This window comes from Silvimonas sp. JCM 19000 (assembly GCF_054652575.1).
On record NZ_BAAIHC010000042.1, the window covers coordinates 1 to 21,528 of the forward strand.

Annotated in this window: 14 protein-coding genes; 9 read left to right on the plus strand and 5 right to left on the minus strand. The window is 60.0% G+C overall.

The genetic code is table 11. From position 1 onward, the window contains the following. The first annotated feature begins 1,462 nt into the window (after positions 1-1,462). Positions 1,463-3,295, plus strand: a complete 1,833-nt coding sequence (locus ACYQ1A_RS21065) for an AAA family ATPase (RefSeq protein WP_499365707.1) — start codon at positions 1,463-1,465, stop codon at positions 3,293-3,295. A gap of 209 nt (positions 3,296-3,504) precedes the next feature. Here the strand turns inward: ACYQ1A_RS21065 and ACYQ1A_RS21070 are convergent, their stop codons facing one another. Then, positions 3,505-4,257: an NAD-dependent protein deacylase gene (locus ACYQ1A_RS21070; protein WP_062225005.1), complete on the minus strand. Its 753-nt coding sequence runs from the start codon at positions 4,255-4,257 to the stop codon at positions 3,505-3,507. Between the two features lie 129 nt (positions 4,258-4,386). On the opposite strand from ACYQ1A_RS21070, the gene ACYQ1A_RS21075 reads away from it, so the two are divergent. Next, complete coding sequence (locus ACYQ1A_RS21075) at positions 4,387-4,857, plus strand: hotdog fold domain-containing protein (protein ID WP_499365708.1); 471 nt, start codon at positions 4,387-4,389, stop codon at positions 4,855-4,857. Between the two features lie 12 nt (positions 4,858-4,869). On the opposite strand, the gene ACYQ1A_RS21080 is transcribed toward ACYQ1A_RS21075, so the two are convergent. The 4 genes from ACYQ1A_RS21080 to ACYQ1A_RS21095 form a co-directional block, all read right to left on the minus strand. After that, entirely contained in the window at positions 4,870-6,060 is a 1,191-nt protein-coding gene (locus ACYQ1A_RS21080) for an MFS transporter (protein ID WP_499365709.1), read from the minus strand. Positions 6,061-6,222: 162 nt separating this feature from the next. Continuing rightward, positions 6,223-7,863, minus strand: a complete 1,641-nt coding sequence (locus tag ACYQ1A_RS21085) for an isovaleryl-CoA dehydrogenase (RefSeq protein ID WP_499365710.1) — start codon at positions 7,861-7,863, stop codon at positions 6,223-6,225. 74 nt (positions 7,864-7,937) lie between these two features. Then, on the minus strand, positions 7,938-8,210 hold the full coding sequence (locus ACYQ1A_RS21090) for a hypothetical protein (RefSeq protein ID WP_062225481.1): 273 nt from the start codon (positions 8,208-8,210) through the stop codon (positions 7,938-7,940). Between the two features lie 143 nt (positions 8,211-8,353). Beyond that, complete coding sequence (locus ACYQ1A_RS21095) at positions 8,354-10,372, minus strand: 2,4-dienoyl-CoA reductase FMN-binding domain-containing protein (RefSeq protein ID WP_499365711.1); 2,019 nt, start codon at positions 10,370-10,372, stop codon at positions 8,354-8,356. A 432-nt stretch (positions 10,373-10,804) separates the two neighbouring features. Here ACYQ1A_RS21095 and ACYQ1A_RS21100 point away from each other — a divergent pair, with 432 nt between their 5' ends. The 7 genes from ACYQ1A_RS21100 (at position 10,805) to ACYQ1A_RS21130 (ending at position 21,353) form a co-directional block, all read left to right on the plus strand. Then, a complete protein-coding gene (locus tag ACYQ1A_RS21100) occupies positions 10,805-12,289 on the plus strand; it encodes an efflux transporter outer membrane subunit (protein ID WP_499365712.1) in 1,485 nt (494 codons plus the stop codon). 91 nt (positions 12,290-12,380) lie between these two features. Continuing rightward, positions 12,381-13,514: an efflux RND transporter periplasmic adaptor subunit gene (locus tag ACYQ1A_RS21105; RefSeq protein WP_499365713.1), complete on the plus strand. Its 1,134-nt coding sequence runs from the start codon at positions 12,381-12,383 to the stop codon at positions 13,512-13,514. A gap of 106 nt (positions 13,515-13,620) precedes the next feature. After that, positions 13,621-16,731 carry an efflux RND transporter permease subunit gene (locus ACYQ1A_RS21110; protein ID WP_499365714.1) on the plus strand — a complete coding sequence of 1,037 codons (3,111 nt, stop codon included), beginning with the start codon at positions 13,621-13,623 and terminating at the stop codon, positions 16,729-16,731. 151 nt (positions 16,732-16,882) lie between these two features. Next, complete coding sequence (locus ACYQ1A_RS21115; RefSeq protein WP_499365715.1) at positions 16,883-17,716, plus strand: alpha/beta hydrolase; 834 nt, start codon at positions 16,883-16,885, stop codon at positions 17,714-17,716. Positions 17,717-17,981: 265 nt separating this feature from the next. Then, positions 17,982-18,713, plus strand: a complete 732-nt coding sequence (locus tag ACYQ1A_RS21120) for a glutathione peroxidase (RefSeq protein ID WP_499365716.1) — start codon at positions 17,982-17,984, stop codon at positions 18,711-18,713. A gap of 152 nt (positions 18,714-18,865) precedes the next feature. Further along, on the plus strand, positions 18,866-20,260 hold the full coding sequence (locus tag ACYQ1A_RS21125; protein WP_499365717.1) for a dihydrolipoyl dehydrogenase: 1,395 nt from the start codon (positions 18,866-18,868) through the stop codon (positions 20,258-20,260). A 247-nt stretch (positions 20,261-20,507) separates the two neighbouring features. Further along, complete coding sequence (locus ACYQ1A_RS21130) at positions 20,508-21,353, plus strand: hypothetical protein (RefSeq protein ID WP_499365718.1); 846 nt, start codon at positions 20,508-20,510, stop codon at positions 21,351-21,353. Positions 21,354-21,528 lie beyond the last annotated feature (175 nt).

The following is a 21,528-nucleotide window of genomic DNA, read 5'->3' on the forward strand; positions in this document are numbered from 1 at the left end:
CAAAAAACGGGTCTCCTTCCCCTCCCTCGACAGGTAATGGCTGCTGTTAGCCAGGCTTGCTGCCTCGTTCCTTCGGAACATCGGGTGGGCGTGGTTGCGACGGGTGACAGTGAATATCGGCAGCGCCCGCTTAACGCATCCGCTCCGCACGGCCACTGCCGTTTGATTTGTCACCGTTCCCGCTACGAACCGCCAACGTCTCATAGGGTGGGTCAAGACCCACCACCCAAAGCCACCGGCAAGAACGATCACTCCAATCACTCGCCAATTCACTACTGCTTGAAAGCACGCATAGGGTGCGTTACCCGAAGGGGTCTTGTCCTCGCTGGCGGGGACAACGCACATTTCCCGATTACGCCATGCCCGTCATTCCTTGCCGCCTTCCGGATTTCACGCACTTGATCACCTCGGTGGCATAACCAAAACGTGCGTTGTTCCTCCGGGGTAACGCACCCCTCGTTTTGCATGCCTCCGTGAGGAGGCAAACATGCGTGTGATTCGGCGCTGTTGTTCTTGCTTGCCACTTTGGGCGGTGGGTCCAGACCCACCCTATGAGACGTTGGTGGTTCGTGGCGGGAACGGTGACAAATTAGACGGCGGTGGCCATGCGGGATGCGAGCGAAGCACGCGGTGCGGATGTTCATTGTTACCCGTCGTAACCACGCCCACCCGATGTTGCCGTAGGCAACGAGGCAGCAAGCCTGGCAGACAGCGAACATTACCTGTCGAGGGAGGGGAAGGAGACCCGGTTTTGGGGCTCCGTCCGACCGAAGTTCCGCGGAGCGGCAGCTGAGAAATGGAAGTCCCAGACGGTCCGTTTCGGCTTTTGACCTGCGGGCCCCCTGGCGAGTGGCGGAGCCGCGAGTGGGGTCGCCTTTCTTTTGGTTACTTCTTCTTTGGCGAAGCAAAGAAAAGTGACGTGCTCCCGGGCACCCCCGGGTATCAAAACATGCGCCGCAGGCTCAAGCGGTAAAAGGTTTGTTCAGCGCAAGCTGAACATCAAAACATACGCCGCAGGCTCAAGCGGTTAAAAAAGCTAGCCAAGCACCCGCAAGCATCAGGCGCACCCACACTGCGCACCCCACAGCGATCCCTTCCCCACCGCCCATACCCAACCGCCCCCCACGCCCCGCCTAGTAGACCACCGGGTTCCCACACCCGCAGCAAAGGCATACATTGCGTATCAGCACTTATCTGGGTGTGGCGTAAGCAAAACACTGTCAGCGCTTTCCCACAACCGATAACCTCACGCGCAAAATGGCTTTCCGGGCTTGTTATGGACTAGCTGTTTTCCGCTCATGCAAGACATCACCAAAGTTACATGCCCTTGAAGTTAAAGCGTTTCTGGTTCCGCCCATCGGTAAAACGTACATTTGGCCGGGAACCACTACGACGTCAGAAAAATCTGAGGCATGGTGTAGGCGAAACGGCATCGACATATGCCTGATCCACGAGGGTAAACATGGAAAGTCTGGAAAGTCTGAAGGAACAATGGAAGCTGATCCTGGCCGCAGTCGTTATCGGCGCCGCCGTGATCTTTGCTCTGGTCGCGGCGCCGTGGAAAGGCACGTCGGTCAGCACCACCGGCCAGTCCGCCGCGTTTGCGCAAATGCGCGAAGAGCCGGCCACGTGGACGGCCAATGAACGCGACGTATCGACGCTGCTCAACGATATGAATGCACACCAGATTACTGCCGCAGGCGTCACTGCCGCCGGTATCCTGGTCAGCACCCAAGGTGGCGATCATTACTATGTGGCCGACAAAGCCGGGCGCTTTACCCCGGTGGTGCTCGATGCCTATGGTAAGGACGCAACCTTTCCGATGATGTCGCTGGAAAAATCCACCTTCTGGAACTTCCAGTGGAGCGATCTGGCGGCGCTGGGCATCTTTGCCTTTATGGGCGTGGCGATTTATCGCCAGTTCCAGGGCGGCTTCAAGCTGCTGGGCAAGAAGACCGACGTGACGTTTGCTGATGTGATCGGTGCAGGCGAAGCCAAGGCCGCCTTTAACGATGTGATCTCTTATCTGAAAGATCCGGATTCGTTTGCTGAAATCGGCGCACGTCCGCCCAAAGGCATCTTGTTGTCCGGCGCGCCCGGCACCGGTAAAACCCGGCTGGCGCAAGCGGTGGCAGGGGAGTGCGGCGTTAACTTTATCGCCACCACGGGCAGCGATTTCACCGCCATGTTCTACGGCGTGGGCGTGCAGCGGGTTAAGTCGCTGTTCCGCAAAGCGCGCAAGAATGCCCCGTGCGTGTTGTTTATCGATGAAATCGACGGTATCGGCAAACGCACCTCAACCGCCCATGGTGGCGCGGTGGAAGCCGAAGCCAACCGCATCATCAACGCAATCCTTGCCGAAATGGATGGCTTTGCTAACAACAGCGGCGTGATTGTGATTGGCGCGACCAACTTTGCCGATCACGTGGACGAAGCGCTGCGTCGCGAAGGCCGTTTTGACCGCAAGATTCAAGTGCGTTTGCCCGATCTGAAAGACCGTGAAGCGCTGTTCGATCTGTATTCGAAAAAGATCAAAGCCGCGCCGGAACTCGACTTTGCCCAGATGGCGCGCCTGACCACCGGCCTGACGCCCGCTGCGATTGCCTACATCGTCAACCACAGCGCCTTGGTGGCGGCTCGCGCCAACAAGCATTCGGTTGAGCAAGAACACATGATGGAAGCGCTGGAAGTGTGCCGCATCGGTGAAGACACCGGTGGTGGCGACGCGATGACGCCGGACGAGCGCGAACGCATTGCCGTGCACGAAGCCGGTCACGCCATCCTGGCCAAGGTGCTGAACACCGGCCGCCTGGAAAAAGTAACCATCCTGCCGCGTGGCCCGGCGCTGGGTATTACCCTGGTGACGCCGGAGCAAGACAAGCATCTGCATCGTCGCAGCGAGCTGGAAAACCGCATCAAGATGTTGCTGGGTGGGCGTTGTGCCGAGTTGTTGCTGGCACACGAGGCATCGAGCGGCGCATCGTCTGATCTGAAAGAAGCCAGCAAACTGGCGCTGACCATGGTGGCAACGCTGGGCCTGGGCGATACCGGCCGCTTGCTGAACTACGAAGCCGTGGGCGAAATGCGTCTGCCGTTCAATAGTGATCGTGCGCTGGATGAGGCCAATGATTTGCTTGAGCGTCTGCATGGCGAAACCGAGGCGCTGCTGCTGCATTACTCGGCGGCGCTGAAAGCGGTGACGCGTGAATTGCTGGAACACGAAACCATCGCAGGCGATGTGGTAATCCGCGCAGTGGAAGAAGTCGATGCCGGGATAGAACTGCAAGCCGCTTGATGAGCAGCGTGACAGTCACGCCGCACTAGCAACAAAAATGGCACGCCACATGGCGTGCCATTTTGCTTTGAAAGGGCCGGGAAGGGGCCACGCATAGGGTGGGTCAAGACCCACCCCTCGAAGCCACGAAGAAGAACCCAAATTGTCAGGTCTCGTCACTGGCGTTGACGGGCGGCTCATAACCCACCCAACGAAGCGTTTCTTTATCGCTAATCCAGCGCCCCGAGAGCGCGCAGCTTGTCGCACGTAGCCCCAATGCGGTCGTGCACCAGCAGCTCAAACACATAATCCAGATGCGTGGGTTCCAGATTGATCAAGGCGCAGGTAACGCCAGCGCGCCGCGCCTCGCGCGGGATCAGATTAACCGGGCCTACTTCCAGCGACGAACCCAGCACCAACATCAGATCGGCTTGCACCGCCAGCTCAAAAGCGGGTTCCACCAAGGGCACCGCCTCGCCATACAACACCACATCGGGTTTCAGAATCTCATCGCACTGGCGGCATTGCGGTACGTCGTATTGCTGCAGATAGTCCAGATCATGCGGCGTGCCGCATTGCAGGCAGGTGGCTTTAACCAGCGTGCCATGCAGTTCCAGCACTTCCGAGCTACCGGCTTTGTGGTGCAAACCATCGATATTCTGCGTCAGCACACTGACGCGTTTGCCGCCTTGTTCCAGTTCGGCCAGAAAGCGGTGGCCGCCGTTGGGCTCGTAGTTGCCCGCCAGCTTGAGCTTGAAAATCTCTTTGAACGCCGCCCAGAACCCAGCCGGGTCGGCGTAGAAATAATCGATATTCACCACATCGGCAAAGCTGCGGTCGCGGGTAAACAGCCCATTGGCCGAGCGGAAATCCGGGATGCCCGATTCCGTGCTCATGCCTGCGCCGCTGAGCACGGCAATGTGTTGCGCTTGCTGGATGGTGTGGGCGAGGGCGGACAGGTGTTCGTGTGTGGTGATCGTCATGGCGGGCTCGTGCAACGGCAAAGAAAAGAAGGCGTTTTAAACGCCAGCCTGCGGGGCCTGCCTGATTGGGAAAACGCCGCCGCGCATGCGATGCTACAAGCCATTCGGCGATAAACCAAGGATGTGCAAGTGCCTCAGATTTCCCCCGTGCTGGCGCTCTGGCGTAAAACCAGCGGCTTGCCCGCTGGCAAATGGATCTTTTCCCGGCTGCTCTGTGCCAAGGCGCCGTATTTTGGCTCGATCAAACCGCGCTTTGAACGGCTGGAGCCGGGCCAGTGCGAAGTGCGTATTGCCAAACGCCGCAGCGTGCAAAACCATATCGGCACCGTGCATGCGATTGCCATGTGCAATATGGCCGAACTGGCGGCGGGCACCATGACCGAAGTGACCATCCCGACCACTCATCGCTGGATACCCAAAGGCATGTCGGTGGAGTATCTGGCCAAGGCCGAGACCGCCTTGCGCGCCGTGGCAATCTGGCCTCAGGTTGACTATGGCCGCGGTGCGCAAGCCGTGGTGGTGCCGGTGGATGTGCTGGATGCCTCCAATACCGTGGTGTTCCGCGCGCAAATCAGCATGTGGGTGTCGCCCAGAAAATAAGCGGTGCGGCCATCACACTTCTTTCAGCCGGTATACGCAGAACAGCGCACCGCTGACGCTGCACAGCGCCACATAAAATACCGCGTGATAGCCCCACAGTTCTGCCACCGTGCCGGCGATGGCTCCGGCAATGATCGAGCCGGTGCGGGTGGTGGTGGCGAACAAGGTGGTGGCGGTACCGATCTGGCCGGGCATCAAATCCTGGAAATACAGCATGCCGATCCCGGCAATCACGCCAATAAAGATGGCGTTGAGCAATTGCAGCGCCACCATGGCGTATTCATTGGTGGCAAAGCTCACGCCCAGGTAAAACAGCACACCGGCAAAAGTGGCAAACCGCATCATCACGCGCTTGCCCAAGGTGCGGCAGTAATACGCGGCAACCAGCATCGCCGGAATTTCCAGCCCGGCGGCCGTGCCCATCAGCAAGCCGACGGTTTTTTCCGGCAGATGCAGGACTTGCGTCACATACAAAGGCATGTTGATCAAATACATGCTGTTGCAGGTCCACATCATCACCGAACCAATAAACAGCAAACGCACTTGCGGATCTTTCCACCATTTGATTTTGGGCAAATGCGCGGTTTCGTGATGGGGCCGTTGTGGCACCAGTGGCAGCGCGCGCCAGACCAGCGCTGCACACGCCACAAACGACAGCCCCGAGATGCAATACATGGTGGGAAAACCAAAACCGATGGCCAGCGCAAATGACAAGGGCGGGCCGATCACCCAGGCCAGTGACACCTGCGCGCGCATGATGGAATTGAACATCACCGCTTCGCGTTTGACGTGGTCGGCGTGCTCGCGCGCATAGGCAAATACTTGCGGATTGGCGGTGCCGCCAAAGCTGCCGAACAGCACGGCCAGCGTGATCAGCAGCCAGTAGGAGCGGCTGAAAGCAAAAATCAGACAGCCCAGAAAACCCGCGATGCAGCAAAACACAATCAAGCGGCGGCGGTCGCCCCCTGCTTTGTCGGAATGGTGCGCCAGCCATTGGCTGACGCCGATGCCGACCACGGCGCTGACGGTATAGAACAAGCCGACCATGATGGGCCGCACGCCGACATGACCCGTCAGATACAGGCTGAGGGTGGGAATTTGCAAAGACGCAGCCACGCCCGTCAAGAACGCGACGACCAGAAAGGCAATCGAAGTCAGGTCCGGGCGTTGGCGCAGGCGGGTACTCAAAGTCAGGGTAGGCATCACACAGTCCAGCCGCTTGGCCGGCATCGCGGGGCGAGCGGTCGGGCTTGTTGGTTACAGCAGCCGTGTATTTTATGTAAAAGCAAACGTTTGCGTGGCTTGTTTTTATGCTGCGATTGTCACACCGGCCCGATGGTCGGACGGGCGCGGCATGCGCTGGCTTCAGTGGTCGTGTTCGTCCGGCCACACGCGTTGCAACAGCAATGCCCGCGCCCCCGCCAGCGGCCGCGCGCCGTACTGCCCCGCGCCATGCTCCAGCCGCGCTGCCCCCCAGGCCGTGGCGACCAGTTCGGGGCCATGTGCGGTCAGGCTGGCGGCAACGGCAATATCGATCAGGCTTTCGGTCAGCGTGCGCATATCGGCTTCGGCTGGCTGCTGGAGTCGGGCCCGCAAGCCCTGCCAGGCCTGGCCCAGCACGCTGTTGGCGGCGCAGGCTGGCGCCATGCGTTCCTGCAATAAATCGAGCAGCGCAGGATCACGGATCAGCGCGCGTTGCACATCCAGCGCCATGATATTGCCGGAACCTTCCCAGATCGCATTGACCGGCATTTCGCGGTACAAGCGCGGCAGATCGTTTTCTTCGATATAGCCATTGCCACCCAGCACCTGCATGCACTCGGCAACAAAACCGATGCCGCGCTGGCACACCACGTATTTAAAGGCGGGCGTGAGCAAGCGCGCCCAGCGTTGTTCGGCCTCGCTGGCTTGCGGGTCGCGCGCTTGCGCCAGTTCGAGGGCCAGCGCGATCAGGCCTTCCATTTCCAGCGCCAGATCAGCCAGCACTTGCTGCATCAGATCATGCTCGGCCAGCGGCTTGCCAAAGGTGTAGCGCTCATGCGCGTGGTGCATGGCAATCGAGATGGCGCGTCGCATCATGCCCAGGCTGCCCAACGCGCAATCAAAGCGGGTATGGCTGCCCATCTGCAGGATGGTGGCGCCGCCACGGCCTTCCTCGCCGATCAGCCAGCCGCAGGCATCATCAAATTCAACTTCAGCGCTGGCATTGGAGCGGTTGCCCAGCTTGTCCTTGAGCCGTTCGATATAGATATCGTTGCGATTGCCATCGGGCAGACGGCGTGGCACCAGAAAGCAGGACAAGCCGCCCGGCGTTTGCGCCAGCACCAGATGCGCATCGCTTTGCGGCACCGAATAAAACCATTTATGCCCGCTCAGGCGGTACATATGGCCTGGTCCGGCCAGTTGATCGGGGGTGGCGGTGGTGGTGGTGCCGCGCACGTCTGAGCCAACCTGGCGTTCGGTCATGCCCATGCCGATCAGCAGGCCGCCCTTGGCTGAGCCCGGTAGATCACGCGGATCGTAATTGCTGCTATCCAGGGGTGTGCGCCAGCCATCAAACACGCCACCCTCCCTCACCAGCGATTGCGTCAGTACCGGATAGGCCCCGTATGTCATGGTCATCGGACACAACACGCCTGCCTCGATCTGCGCCACCAGCATAAAGCGCACGGCGCGCGAGACGGCGGAATCCTCCTGATCCAGCCACGGCCCGTTATGCAGGCGCATATCGGCCGCCTGCATCATCAGGGCATGCCAGGACGGATGGAATTCGAGTTCATCGATCCGTTCGCCATCCGGGCCATAACGGCGCAGTTCCGGCGGATAGCGATTGGCGCTGCGGCCCAGCGCAAAGAAAGTGGGTTGCCCGATGGCCTGGCCGACGCCGTTGAGGCGTTGCGCCATTTCCGCACCGACGATGCGGCCAGCCGCTTGTTGCAGCGGCAGGTCGTTGGCCCACAGATTGTAGTGTTCCAGCGCGGGCGGCTGGTTGGATGGCGTCTGCATGGGAGCTGGCCCGGAGAAAACAGGAGTTTTCAGCTTAGGCCAAAGGGCGCGCTCCGGCAGGCGCGGGGGGCGGATTACTTGCTGTGCAAATCCTTGGCAATCACCATGCCATTGACGATGCGCAGGGTAATCACGGTACCGGCGTGTTCCCAGATTGCGGTTTCGCCACTGATGCCCAATACCGAACCGCTATCGGCTTGGTCGGGCTCGCCCAGCAGCTTGATCACATCGCCGCGCACCATGCCGGTATCGATCTTCTCGTAATTTTCCTGGGTGACTTTGCTACAGGCCGACAACATGGCCACAGCGGCCAGCAAAACAAGAACAGCAGCGCGTAGCGCAAACATGGAGGGAGCTTCCGCAATAAGGTGGCGCGCAGTCTAACCGGCGGCGCTGCAACTGCGCTGTGGCATAGGCACATGCGCAATCGGGAGCAATCCGATGGGGTGGGGTGGGCGTCCGGCCTGACCGCGGACGCCCCGGACGCGCTTTACAAACTCATCGCAATCTTCATCCCGCCCGCAATGGCACGACGCGCATCGATTTCGCGCGCTTCTTCTGCGCCACCGACCACATGCGCGGTTTTGCCCAACGCTGCCAGCTCGGCCACAAGGCCATTCACCGACTCCTGGCCCGCGCACAACACCACGTTATCGACCGCCAGGCATTGCTCCTCGCCTTTGACGCGAATATGCAAGCCGGCGTCGTCGATGCGCAGGTATTCCACACTGCCCAGCAGGTTGACCTTGCGATGTTGCAGCGTCAGCCGATGCACCCAGCCCGTGGTCTTGCCGGGGCCCGCACCGGGTTTGCCCGCGCGCCGTTGCAATAACCAGATTTGGCGAGTGGGTACGTGCGGCCGTGCCGGGGCCAGACCGCCAGGCGTGCTGATGCTGGCGTCGATGCCCCATTCGGCGCGATAGGCTGCGATGACGTCTTCGTCGGGACGGGCGGCGGGCTCGGACAAGTACACCGCCGTATCCACGCCGATGCCGCCAGCGCCGATCAGGGCCACGCGCTGGCCCACGCTGACTTCGCCGCGCAAAACCTGCGGATAGCGCAGCACCATCGGATGGTCGATGCCCGCGATATCGGGCTCGCGCGGGCGCACCCCGGTGGCGATGATGACGTCGTCAAACTCAGCCAGCTCGGCCGCACTGGCACGCTGATTGAGGCGCACGTTGACGTGGTGCAGCGCGATCTGGCGCTCAAAATAACGCAGGGTTTCCTTGAATTCTTCTTTGCCCGGAATACGGCTGGCAATACGGAACTGGCCGCCCAGCGCCGCGCTGGCTTCAAACAAGGTCACAGCATGACCGCGTTGCGCCGCGGTCACCGCCGTCGCCATCCCGGCCGGACCAGCGCCCACCACGGCCACCCGCCGCTGCGTGGTCACCGGCTTGATCACCCATTCCAGCTCACGGCAAGCACGCGGGTTGACAAGGCAACTGGCGGGCTGGCCCTGGAATACCTGGTCCAGACAGGCCTGGTTACAGGCGATACAGGTGTTGATTTCGTCGGCTTTGCCCGCTGCTGCTTTATTAACAAAGTCGGCGTCGGCCAGCATCGGGCGCGCCAGCGACACCATATCGGCAATGCCGCGCGCGAGGATGTCTTCGGCAATCTCGGGCGTGTTAATGCGATTGACCGCAATCAACGGCACCTGCACGTGCGGGCGGATCTGCTCGGTTACCCAGGCAAAGGCGGCGCGTGGCACGGCGGCGGCGATGGTGGGGATGCGGGCTTCGTGCCAGCCGATGCCGGTGTTGATCAGGGTGACGCCGGCCGCTTCGAGTGCTTGCGCCAGTTCGATGGCCTCATCCAGCGTGCTGCCGTCCTGCACCAGATCAAGCATGGATAAGCGGAAAATCACAATGAACGCCGCGCCCACGCGTGCGCGCACGGCTTTAACGATCTCCACCGCCAGCCGCATGCGATTGCTGAAAGCGCCGCCCCAGTCGTCATTGCGCTGATTGGCGTGCAGGCTCAGAAACTGGTTAATCAAATAACCTTCCGAACCCATGATTTCGACGCCGTCATAGCCCGCTTCGCGCGCCAGCTCGGCGGTGCGGGCAAAGTCGGCGATGGTTTGCCAGATTTCAGCATCGCTGAGCGGGCGCGGCGTATACGGCGAAATCGGCGCGACGATGGCACTGGCACCCACGGCATCCGGATGCCCGGCATAGCGGCCCGCGTGCAGGATCTGCAGACAGATACGGCCATCGTGTTGATGCACGGCGTCGGTGACCTGGCGATGGCGCGCTACCGCGGTGGCATCGTTGAGCATGGCCGCGCCGCCATAAATGCGACCTTCCGGATTGGGGGCAATACCCCCTGTGACGATCAGGCCCACGCCGCCCGCCGCGCGTTCGGCATAAAACGCGGCCAGCGCGCTCAGGCTGTCTTCTTGTTCTTCCAGCCCCGTGTGCATCGATCCCATCAGCACGCGATTGCGCAGCGTTACAAAGCCCAGATCCAGCGGTGCCAGCAGGTGAGGGTAGGCGGACATGTAGTGCTCCTCCACGGGTTTTAAACAAGTGTTTGAATTAGCTGCACATCATACAAAAATCCGGCGCGGCGCTAGTAGGGGATTTCCAGGGCGCGGGCGTTTAAAGCTGTTTTGCATGGCGTTTATGACACAGAACGCTCGTTCCGTTTGTCTGCTCATAATCCCGCTGTCCACAAGCTTTCTCCAGCAAAACAGGCACTTGACCGTGTGGGTAGTTCAACATCAAATAGTTGTTGAATTAAACAGTCTGGACGGCCGGACGGACGTTCTATTAATATGCCGCCCAGACAGCTTTCATCTACGCGCGTGGCTTTCAAGCTTGCGATCAAGCTTGCGACGTGTATCTGACAGCCCCTACCTTTTCAAGGCGCGCCCGTGGGCAAGTGGCGGCGCGCAGCAAAGACTTCATCGCAATGATCGGGATCAAGAATAATGCGCGTTGCACCGTTCGTATTGCTTCCTCTGTCTGTTCTTGTCGCCGGTTGTGCGGTGGGGCCGGATTTCAAAACACCTGACGCCCCGACCGCGCAAAATTACACGGCTTCGGCGCCAGCCACACAAACTGCCCAGGCAGATACCCAGCTGGGCGCACCCCAGACGCTGGCCCAGGGCGCGGCGCTGCAGCCGGACTGGTGGACCCTGTTTGGCTCGGTTTCGCTCAACGGTCTGGTCGACGAGGGCTTACGCAACAGCCCCAATATCGCCTCGATGCGCGCGGCACTGCGCCAGTCCCAGGAAAACTTCAATGCCCAGTATGGCTCGACGGTTTATCCGCGCGTGGATGGCACGCTGAGCGCATCGCGGCAGAAAGTCAGCCCGGGCGAGGGCTTTGGCGCCGAGCTGTACAACACCTATAACGTCGGCCTGACCGTTTCTTATACCTTTGATGCCTTTGGCGGCAACAAACGCGCACTGGAAAACCTGGCCGCGCAAGTCGATTACCAGCAATACGAACTGCAAGGCGCCCGCCTGACCCTGGCCGCCAATATCGTGCTGGCGGCGATCAATGAAGCATCGTTGCGCAAGCAGGTGGAAGTGACGCAAGGGCTGGTCGATTTGCAACAGCATCAGCTCGATATTCTGCAAAAGCAGTTTGAGCTGGGCGCTGCCTCGCAAGCCGATGTATCGACGCAGCTGGCGCAAGTGGCGGGGGTGCGTGCCACGTTGCCGGGCCTGAATAAAAGCCTGGCGCAAGCGCGCAATCAACTGGCGGTTTTGCTGGGCCGCACGCCTGATCGCGAAACCCCGGCCATTACGCTGGATGATCTGAAGCTGCCCGACACGCTGCCGGTCAGCCTGCCGTCGCAACTGGTGCGGCAGCGTCCGGATATCCGCGCGGCCGAAGCGCTATTGCATGCGTCAAGCGCGCGCGTCGGCGTGGCCACGGCCAATCTGTATCCGCAAATCACTTTGTCGGCCACCGGCGGGTATACCTCGTACGGCAGCAGCGGCATGAGCTTTGACGATCTGAATGTCTGGAGCCTGGGCGCCAAATTGCTGCAGCCGATCTTTAACGGCGGTTCGCTGCAAGCACAGAAACGTGCCGCCGAAGCGGGGCTGGAACAAAGCTGGGCGCAATACCAGCAAACCGTGCTGACCGCCTTCCAGAACGTGGCCGACAGTCTGCAAGCCGTGCAGCAAGACGCCAACGAGCTGAACGCGCGGGTGGATGCGGCCAAAGCGGCGCAACGGTCGCTCAATTTTACTGAAGCGCGCTACAAGCTCGGCGGTAGCTCGTTTACTGCTTTGCTGATTGCCCAAGTGCAGTACCAGCAAACCCAGCTCAACTTGTGGCAAGCCAGCGCCGCGCGTTTGTCCGATAGCGCCACCTTGTTCCAGGCGGTGGGGGGCGGGCTGACCGCGGATAGCGTCAGCGCAGCCAGCGCGTCTGCGGTGGCCGCGGCGCCTGCCAGCTAAGGTTGCACCGCACACCGTTTACTTAAGCATTCCGAATCACCGTAATCATCCATAAGTTGGTCTGCAGACCAACGCCACGGGGAGAGTTTGTATGGCCAAGCGCATGATCATCATGCTGATCGTTGTTGGTGTGATTTTTGGGGGCATCTTTGGCTTCCAGATTTTCAAGGGCCAGATGATCAAGAAATACCTGGCAAACCAGCACGCGCCAGCCGAAACCGTCACCGCCACGCATGTGGGCTTTGCTGACTGGCAACCGACGCTGTCGGCTGTTGGCACACTGCGCGCGGTGCGCGGGGTCGATCTGTCGAGCGAAGTTGCGGGGCAAGTGCGTGAAGTGCTGCTGAAGTCCGGCACCACGGTCAAGGCTGGCGAAGTGCTGGTGCGTCTGAATGACGATACCGAAGTGGCGCAATTGCGTTCGCTGCAAGCCGCCGCTGAATTGTCCAATACCACGCTCAAGCGCGATAAAGCGCAGCTGGAAGCGCAGGCTATCTCGCAAGCCGTGGTCGATGCCGATGTGGCCGATCTGAACAGCAAAAACGCATTGGTGGCACAGCAACAAGCCGTCATCGCCAAAAAAACGATCCGCGCGCCGTTCTCGGGCAAGGTGGGCATTACCACGGTCAACCCGGGCCAATACATCAACCCGGGTGACAAGCTGGCGACGCTGCAAACCGTTGATCCCATCCTGGTGGATTTCCTGGTACCGCAACAGGCGCTGAACCAGCTCAAGATCGGCCAGAGCGTGCAGATCAAGAGCGATGCCAATCCGTCGGCGCATTACCTGGGCAAGATCACCGCCGTGGATGCCAAGGTGGACGCGGCAACGCGCAACATCCAGGTCGAAGCCGCTGTGGCTAACCCGAAGGGCGAGTTGCTGGCCGGTATGTTTGCCACGGCGCAGGTGTCGACCACCGCACCGATCAAATATCTGACCCTGCCGCAAACTGCGGTCGCCTTTAATCCGTATGGCGAAGTGGTGTTTCTGATCAGCGATGGTCCGAAAGACGACAAGGGCAATGCGACGCAAGTGGTCAAACAGACCTTTGTGACCGCAGGCCAGACCCGTGGCGATCAGGTGGCGATTACGGCCGGCCTGAAGGAAGGCGATTACGTGGTCACCAATGGTCAGCACAAGCTCAAGAACGGCAGCACCATTGTGGTCAACAACAAGGCGGCACCGTCGGATAGCGCCAACCCTGTGGTCGGCAACGAAGACTAAGCCGGGGTAATCCGGGCGGCGGGCCAACAGCGCGCCGCAGTACACATAAGACCGGCAGAAACACTGGCGTGGGGCCTGGCCCCGCGCGCACTACGAGGTTAGCCAGATGCGCTTTACCGATATTTTCATCCGCCGCCCCGTGCTGGCGACCACGCTGTCCCTGCTGATACTGGTGCTGGGTTTGCGGTCTTTGCAGATGTTGCCGATCCGGCAATATCCCAAGACCGAAAACGCAGTAATCAATATCAACACCACCTACACCGGTGCTGATCCGGAGCTGGTGGCGGGCTTTATTACGACGCCGCTCGAGAACTCGATCGCGCAGGCGGAGGGCATTGATTACATGACCTCCACCAGCACGCAAGGTAGCTCCAGCATCAGCGCCACGCTGCGCCTGAACTACGACGGCAACAAGGCACTGACCGAAATCACCTCCAAGGTGAATGCGGTGCTGAACCAACTGCCGCCCGAATCGCAACAGCCGGTGATTTCGATCTCGGTGGGCGACACCATCGATTCGATGTATATCGGCTTCTATAGCAAGGCCTTGCCGCCCAACAAGATCACCGATTACCTGATCCGCGTGGTGCAGCCCAAGCTGCAAGCGGTGGATGGCGTGCAGCAGGCCGAAATCCTCGGCGAGCGCCGCTTTGCCATGCGCGTCTGGATCGATCCGAAGAAACTGGCCGCATATGGCGTGACTGCGGCCGATGTATCGACGGCGTTGGCCAACAACAACTTTATTTCGGCGGTGGGCCGCACCGACGGCAATATGGTCACGGTTAACCTGACCGCCGATACCGGCCTGCATTCGGCCGATGAGTTCGACAAGCTGATCGTCAAACAAAAAGACGGCGCGATCGTGCGTTTGTCTGATGTGGCCAATGTGTCTTTGGGTTCCGAGGACTACAACACGCAAGTGGGCTTTGACGGCGTGCAGGCGGTGTACGTCGGTATCAAGGTGGCGCCTAACGCCAACTTGCTGACCGTCATCGATAACGTGCGCAAGACCATGCCCGAGGTCCAGGCGCAATTGCCATCGGGCCTGCAAGGCACGGTGGTGTATGACGCCACCAAGTACGTCAACAGCGCCATTCACGAAGTGATCTGGACGTTGGGCGAAGCGCTGCTGATCGTTACCGTGGTGATCTTCTTGTTCCTCGGCTCGCTGCGCTCGGTGATCATCCCGGTGATTGCCATGCCGCTGTCGCTGATCGGTGCGTTTGCCATCATGTTGGCGCTGGGCTACACCATCAACTTGCTGACCTTGCTGGCGCTGGTGCTGGCGATTGGTCTGGTGGTCGATGACGCCATCATCGTGGTGGAAAACGTCCACCGCCATATCGAAGACGGCTTGACGCCATTCCAGGCCGCCATACGCGGCGCGCGCGAACTGGCGGGCCCGATTATCGCCATCTCGGTGGTGCTGATCGCGGTGTATGTACCTATCGGCTTTATGGGTGGCCTGACCGGGGCACTGTTTACCGAGTTTGCATTTACTTTGGCCGGTGCGGTCGGCGTGTCGGCGATTATCGCGCTGACGCTGTCGCCAATGATGACCGCCAAGTTTTTGCGCGCACCTGATCCGGCGCATCCGGAAAAACTGGCCAAGTGGCTGGACAAGCAGTTTGACAAGCTGCGCGTGCGCTATGAGCGTTCGCTTACCGGCTCGCTTAACTATCTGCCGGTGGTCGGTGTATTTGCCTTGATCGTGCTGGTGAGTATCTATTTCTTGTTTGTCACCTCGAAGAGCGAGCTGGCACCGCAAGAAGATCAGGGCATCGTGCTGAGCATGAGCACCGGCGCGCCCAATGCCTCGCTCAAGCAAAGCCAGATAGACGCCAAACAAGTGTTCGATGTGTTCAAGTCCTTCCCCGAAACGGATCACGTGTTCCAGTTGACCGGTGTGTCGGGCCTGAACAGCAGTATCGGCGGCATGGTGCTCAAGCCATGGGACGAGCGCACAGTCACTTCCAACACGCTGCAGCCGCAAGTGCAGGCCAAGATGGCCGGCATTGCCGGGGCGCAGGCGGTGTCGTTCCAGCCGCCGCCGTTGCCCGGTGGGGGCGGTGGGTTGCCCGTGCAGTTTGTCATCAACACCACCAACAACTTCCAGCAATTGAATGAAGTGGTGCAGGAACTGCGCGCCAAGGCGCTGCAACGCGGCATCTTTATCTACTCGGATATCGACTTGAAGTACGACAAGCCGCAAACCGAAATCACGTTTGATCGCGACAAGGCCTCGCAACTGGGCCTGTCGATGAAGGATCTGGGCAATGCGCTGGGTTCGGCTTTGGGCGGCGGCTACGTTAATTACTTCAGCCTGGCCGGTCGTTCGTACAAGGTGATTCCGCAAGTGGGCCGCGAAGACCGTCTCAATCCGGATCAATTGCTGGATTACCAGATCACCACCAGCGCGGGCACGGTGATTCCGCTGTCGACCGTGGCCAAGGTCAAAACCACGGTCATTCCGCAGCAGTTGAACCACTTCCAGCAAATGAACTCGGCCACAATTTCGGGTGTGCCGATGATCGGGGTGACGCTGGGCGAGACCATTACCACGCTGCAGGAAATCGCCAAAGACACGCTGCCGCAAGGCTACACGGTGGATTACGCGGGCCAGTCCCGGCAGTTTGTGCAGGAAAGCTCGGCGCTGATCGTGACCTTTGTGTTTGCGCTGATCATTATTTTCCTGGCCTTGGCCGCGCAGTTCGAGAGCTTCCGTGATCCTCTGATTGTGATGGTATCGGTGCCTATGTCGATTTGCGGCGCCATGATCTTTGTGTCGCTGGGCCTGGGCGGCGCCAGTCTGAATATCTATTCAGAAGTTGGCCTGGTGACCTTGATCGGCTTGATTGCCAAGCACGGCATTTTGATTGTGGAGTTTGCCAACCAGCAGCAAAAGCTGGGCCACGGTAAACGCAAGGCGATTGAAGACGCCGCCGGCATCCGCCTGCGTCCGATTCTGATGACCACCGCCGCCATGGTGCTGGGCGTAATGCCGCTGATTCTGTCTTCGGGCGCCGGTGCGCTGGGCCGCTTTAATATGGGTCTGGTGATTGCCACGGGTATTTCGATCGGTACGTTGTTTACGCTGTACGTCGTGCCCGCGGTGTACATGATGCTGGCCGCTGACCATAACGCCAGCGCCCACGCGGCCGAAGACGCCGAAGTGCGCGCGCTGGACGAGCTGCCTGACAGCCACGGTGCGCACTAAGGCAGCGTTGATTTTCTTGTGACACTGGCGGTGACGTTTACCCCAAAACCCCGGCTTCGGCCGGGGTTTTTTATTGCATGGCGTTCGCGTGGGGCAGGGCGGGCGATCGCGTCAGTAATTAAAACGGCGGCGCTGCAAGGACCTCACTACAATGCCCGATGTGACTGCCCCGACTCCCTCTCTTTATCTGCGCGACTGGCCTGTTGCGTCGCCCCGCCATGCGGTTTTGCTGGTGCACGGCCTCGGCGAACATAGCGGTCGCTACCAGGCGCTGGCGCAATGGTTTAACGCGCGCGGTTATGCCGCACGCAGTTACGACCACAGCGGCCACGGCCAGAGCCCGGGGCCGCGCGGGCGTTTGCGCCGCAGTGCAGTGCTGCTGGACGATCTGACGCATGTCTATGCGCAATATCGGCGCGAGCTCGGTTTTGCGCCGCTTTTACTCGGCCACAGCATGGGCGGGGCCGTGTGCGCGCGCGCGGTGACTTCGGGTCGGGTCACACCTAGCGGCATGATTTTGTCATCGCCGGCCTTGCGCCCGCGTGCACCACGTTATCTGCAAAATCTGGCACGCGTGCTGGCGCTGGCGGCGCCGCACAAAGCGTTGCCGCCCCGCGTGCCCTCGCTCAAGTTGTCGCATGATCCAACGGTGCACGCTGCTTTTGTCGCCGATCCTTTGCGCCACGGCCGCATGACGCCACGGCTGGCGGCGTTTATCGTGAGCGCGGGTCGGGCGGCCATCCGCGATGCTCGCACGCTCAGCGTTCCCACCTTGTTGCTGGCGGCGGGCGATGATGATCTGGTCGATCCCAGCGGCAGCATCGACTTTGCTGCGCGCGCACCCGCCCATCTGCTGACGTTCCAGCTGTTTCCCACGCTGTACCACGAGTTGCTGAACGAAGCCGAACCCGCGCGCAGTAGCGTGTTGGCGGCGCTGGATGCCTGGCTCTGGCAGCAGCCCTTACCGCCGGCTGATCCGCTGTAAGCACGCTTGTTTTATAAGAAATTGCGCGGCCCAGCCAAAGGCAAGGCACTTTTCCGCCTTCTGTCATCCCCGTTTTCACGGCATCGGCCACTAGACCGAACCAGACCTCGTCCTTACTTACTAAGCTGAAGCCAGTCTCTGCGGCATGGTGTCCGATTTGTTTTGCCTATCGATAGGCAATGAACAATAAATTGGATCAATCCCGATGCCGCCAGCATAATCGCCTCACTGAATTTTTGCTTAACCCCCTCAAGGAGCTATACCCATGCTGCAATCCCGTGAAGGTCAACGCGTCCCTAACGTCACTTTCCGCGTCCGCGAAGGCAATGACTGGAAAGACGTCACCACCGACGAACTGTTCAAGGGTAAGAACGTGGTCGTGTTCTCGCTGCCGGGCGCCTTCACCCCGACATGTTCGAGCACCCATCTGCCGCGTTACAACGAACTGGCTCCTGCATTCAAGCAACACGGCATCGATGCCATCCTTTGCGTTTCGGTCAACGACACCTTTGTGATGAACGAATGGGCCAAGGATCAAGAGTCCGCCAACATCACCATGATTCCGGACGGCAACGGCGAGTTCACTGAAGGCATGGGCATGCTGGTTGACAAGGCAGGCCTTGGCTTTGGCAAGCGCAGCTGGCGCTATTCCATGCTGGTGAAGGACGGCGTGGTCGACAAGATGTTTATCGAGCCGGAAAAAGAAGGCGATCCGTTTGAAGTGTCCGACGCCGACACCATGCTCGACTACGTGGCACCGGGCGCCAAAAAGCCGGATCAGGTCGTGGTGTTTACCAAAGTGGGTTGCGGTTTCTGCGCCAAGGCCAAAGAACAGTTGTCGGCCGCCGGTTATGACTTTGTAGAAGTGCCGCTGGACAACAAGGTTCGCGGCAAAGTGCTGGGCGCACTGGCAGGCAAGGTCACCGCGCCGCAAGTCTTCGTTAACGGCAAGTTGATTGGCGGTTCGGAAGAAGTCGAGAAGTTTGTTGCGGCTTGAGTAATACCGGACTGAAGGTGTAATGCCGGCGGCGGGTGGATCACCCGCCGCCGCTTTGCTCAATACCACCCCACAGTCACCGAACCTGAGCGTGTGCGCCGCGCAGGCTCAGGTTCAGTGATTGTTCGTCACCAGACTCAGGAACATAAACCATGACCAAGACCGTCGAAATTGATGTTGCAGTAATTGGCGCTGGCACCGCTGGCCTGGCCGCATATCGTGCCGCCCGTATGAATGGCAAAACCGCGGTGGTCATCGAAGGCGGCCCGTATGGCACCACGTGTGCGCGCGTTGGCTGCATGCCGTCCAAATTGTTGATCGCTGCGGCCGAAGCGGCCCATGAACTGCGGCATACCGCTGCTTTTGGCGTGCATGTGGATGGCCAGATCCGGGTCAACGGACGTGAAGTCATGGACCGGGTCAAACGCGAGCGCGATCGCTTTGTGGGTTTTGTGGTGCGCGGCGTTGAAAACATTCCGGCCGAAGACAAACTGGTGGGCTATGCCCGCTTTGTGGACAACACCACGCTGTTGGTGAACGAAGAAATCACGGTTAAAGCCTCGCGCGTGGTCATTGCCACCGGTTCCAGCCCGGCCGTGCCGGAAGCGTTCCATGTGTTTGGCGACCGGCTGATCGTCAACGACGACGTTTTTGCCTGGGATGATTTGCCCGGCAGTGTGGCGGTGTTTGGTCCCGGCGTTATCGGTCTGGAACTGGGCCAGGCCTTGTCGCGCCTTGGCGTAAAAGTGCGCTTGTTTGGTGTGCGCGGTGGCGTCGGGCCGCTGTCTGATCCGGCCATTCGTAGCTATGCCAAAAAAGTCTTTGCCGAAGAATTCCACTTCGACCCGGATGCAAAGATCATCAAGATGGGCCGCGAAGGCGACAGAGCCTGCATCACCTATGTAAATCTGCAGGGCGAAGAAGTTACCGAGCATTTTGATTACGTACTGAGCGCGGCCGGTCGTACCCCCAACGTGAGCAAGCTGGGCCTGGAAAATGCCGGAATCGAGCTGAACGCGCGTGGCGTACCGGTGTTTGATCCGGAAACCCTGCAATGTGGCACCGCGCCGATCTTTATTGCGGGCGATGCCAACAACGTGCTGCCGCTGCTGCACGAAGCCGCCGACGAAGGTAAAACTGCGGGTACTAATGCGGCGCTGTATCCGCATGTGGTGCCCGGCCTGCGCCGTGCCACCATCGGCGTGGTGTTCTCCGATCCGCAAATCGCCATGGTGGGCAAGCGCTTTATCGATTTGCGCGAAGGCAGCTTTGTGACCGGGGAAGTGAGCTTTGAAGATCAGGGCCGCAGCCGCGTGATGTTGAAGAACAAAGGCCTGATGCATGTCTACGCCGATGCTGACACCGGCATGTTCCTTGGCGCTGAATGGATAGGGCCGCGTGCCGAGAACATTGCGCATACGCTGGCGTGGTCATTGCAACAGGGGCTGACCATTGCCGAGATGCTGGATATGCCGTTCTACCATCCGGTCATTGAAGAGGGCCTGCGCACCGCTTTGCGCGATGCGTTTGCCAAGCTCGAAGCATAAAAGCGCCGTGGCAGGCATAGAAGGGGAGGACGATTCCTGCCCTTTTTTACGTCTATGCCTTGCACCGGCTCATCCTTCCGGGCGACGGCAAAGTGCGCCGCCAGACACTATCCTGTAGCCATATCGCCCTGCGCGTCGCCCCCGCGCCTGGCCTTGCGCACCCTCGCGACGCCACTCAAGCTGTCGTGCCAGCGCAGTCATCCCGCCACCGTAGCGGACCCGTCAACCCGGGGCGCTGGAGTTCACCTTGAAGCCTTTTTCGCGATTATTGTTGGCGCTGACCGCTGTGCTGGCGCTGGCCAACCTGGCTCACGCCGATGAGGCTGGCCCGGCGCTCAAAGCCAGATACCAGACGCTGACCGACAAGTTGCAACACAACGCGTTTAACCAGCCGGTGTATCTGGAATCGGTGCAGACCTCGAGCAACCTCAAGGGCGATGTCTACGCGGTCATCGACCAGCCGTTTGCCACGTTTGCCGCTGCGGTGAACAAACCGGAAAACTGGTGCGACATCCTGATCCTGCATCTGAATATCAAATACTGTCGCGCTGGCGCGTCGGCCACCGATTTGCTGGTTTATACCGGCCGTAAGATCGAGCAGCCGCTGAAAGATGCCTACAAACTGCAGTTTGCCTGGCATAGCGATGCCAGCAGCGCCGATTATTCCAAGGTCAGCCTGCAAGCGGGCGCGGGCCCGATGGGGACCAAGGATTACCACATCGTGCTGGAATCAGTGCCGGTGGATGCTGGCCACACGTTTATCCATCTCTCTTATGCCTATGGCTTTGGCGTGAGCGCGCGGCTGGCGATGCAGACTTATCTCAGCACCGTGGGTAGCGATAAAGAAGGCTTTACCGAAGTGGATAGCAAGCCCGTCGGCGGCGTGCGCGGCCTGGTTGAGCGCAACACCATGCGCTATTACCTGGCGATTGCCGCCTACCTCAAATACCCGACCTCGCCGGACAAGCGCGATACGTGGTGGTTTGACGCCACCGAGCATTACCCGGACCAGCTCCATGAAGTCGAAAAAGACGACTACCTGACCATGAAGCGTAACGAATACAAACGCCAGCAATCCGCGCCCGACGCGTAAGGCATAGATACCGTCTTGAAGATCAACCCTCGCTGATGAATCTCTCGCCGGGTATCCAGAAGCAGCGTGGATTTTATGCGCAGGCGCATACGCGGCGGGGGTTTTCCCGCCGTGGTTTTTCTGCGCTCTTCGCAGCCGGGTTCAGCCCGCCAGTACAAACTCCGCGTCAAACGGT

Excerpts from the sequence above, each read along its gene's own strand:
- ACYQ1A_RS21120 (WP_499365716.1), top strand. The coding sequence starts at position 17,982 with ATGCTGCAATCCCGTGAAGGTCAACGCGTCCCTAACGTCACTTTCCGC.
- ACYQ1A_RS21090 (WP_062225481.1), bottom strand. The coding sequence starts at position 8,210 with ATGTTTGCGCTACGCGCTGCTGTTCTTGTTTTGCTGGCCGCTGTGGCC.
- ACYQ1A_RS21125 (WP_499365717.1), top strand. The coding sequence starts at position 18,866 with ATGACCAAGACCGTCGAAATTGATGTTGCAGTAATTGGCGCTGGCACC.
- ACYQ1A_RS21115 (WP_499365715.1), top strand. The coding sequence starts at position 16,883 with ATGCCCGATGTGACTGCCCCGACTCCCTCTCTTTATCTGCGCGACTGG.
- ACYQ1A_RS21065 (WP_499365707.1), top strand. The coding sequence starts at position 1,463 with ATGGAAAGTCTGGAAAGTCTGAAGGAACAATGGAAGCTGATCCTGGCC.
- ACYQ1A_RS21110 (WP_499365714.1), top strand. The coding sequence starts at position 13,621 with ATGCGCTTTACCGATATTTTCATCCGCCGCCCCGTGCTGGCGACCACG.
- ACYQ1A_RS21080 (WP_499365709.1), bottom strand. The coding sequence starts at position 6,060 with ATGCCTACCCTGACTTTGAGTACCCGCCTGCGCCAACGCCCGGACCTG.
- ACYQ1A_RS21100 (WP_499365712.1), top strand. The coding sequence starts at position 10,805 with ATGCGCGTTGCACCGTTCGTATTGCTTCCTCTGTCTGTTCTTGTCGCC.
- ACYQ1A_RS21085 (WP_499365710.1), bottom strand. The coding sequence starts at position 7,863 with ATGCAGACGCCATCCAACCAGCCGCCCGCGCTGGAACACTACAATCTG.
- ACYQ1A_RS21105 (WP_499365713.1), top strand. The coding sequence starts at position 12,381 with ATGGCCAAGCGCATGATCATCATGCTGATCGTTGTTGGTGTGATTTTT.
- ACYQ1A_RS21095 (WP_499365711.1), bottom strand. The coding sequence starts at position 10,372 with ATGTCCGCCTACCCTCACCTGCTGGCACCGCTGGATCTGGGCTTTGTA.
- ACYQ1A_RS21070 (WP_062225005.1), bottom strand. The coding sequence starts at position 4,257 with ATGACGATCACCACACACGAACACCTGTCCGCCCTCGCCCACACCATC.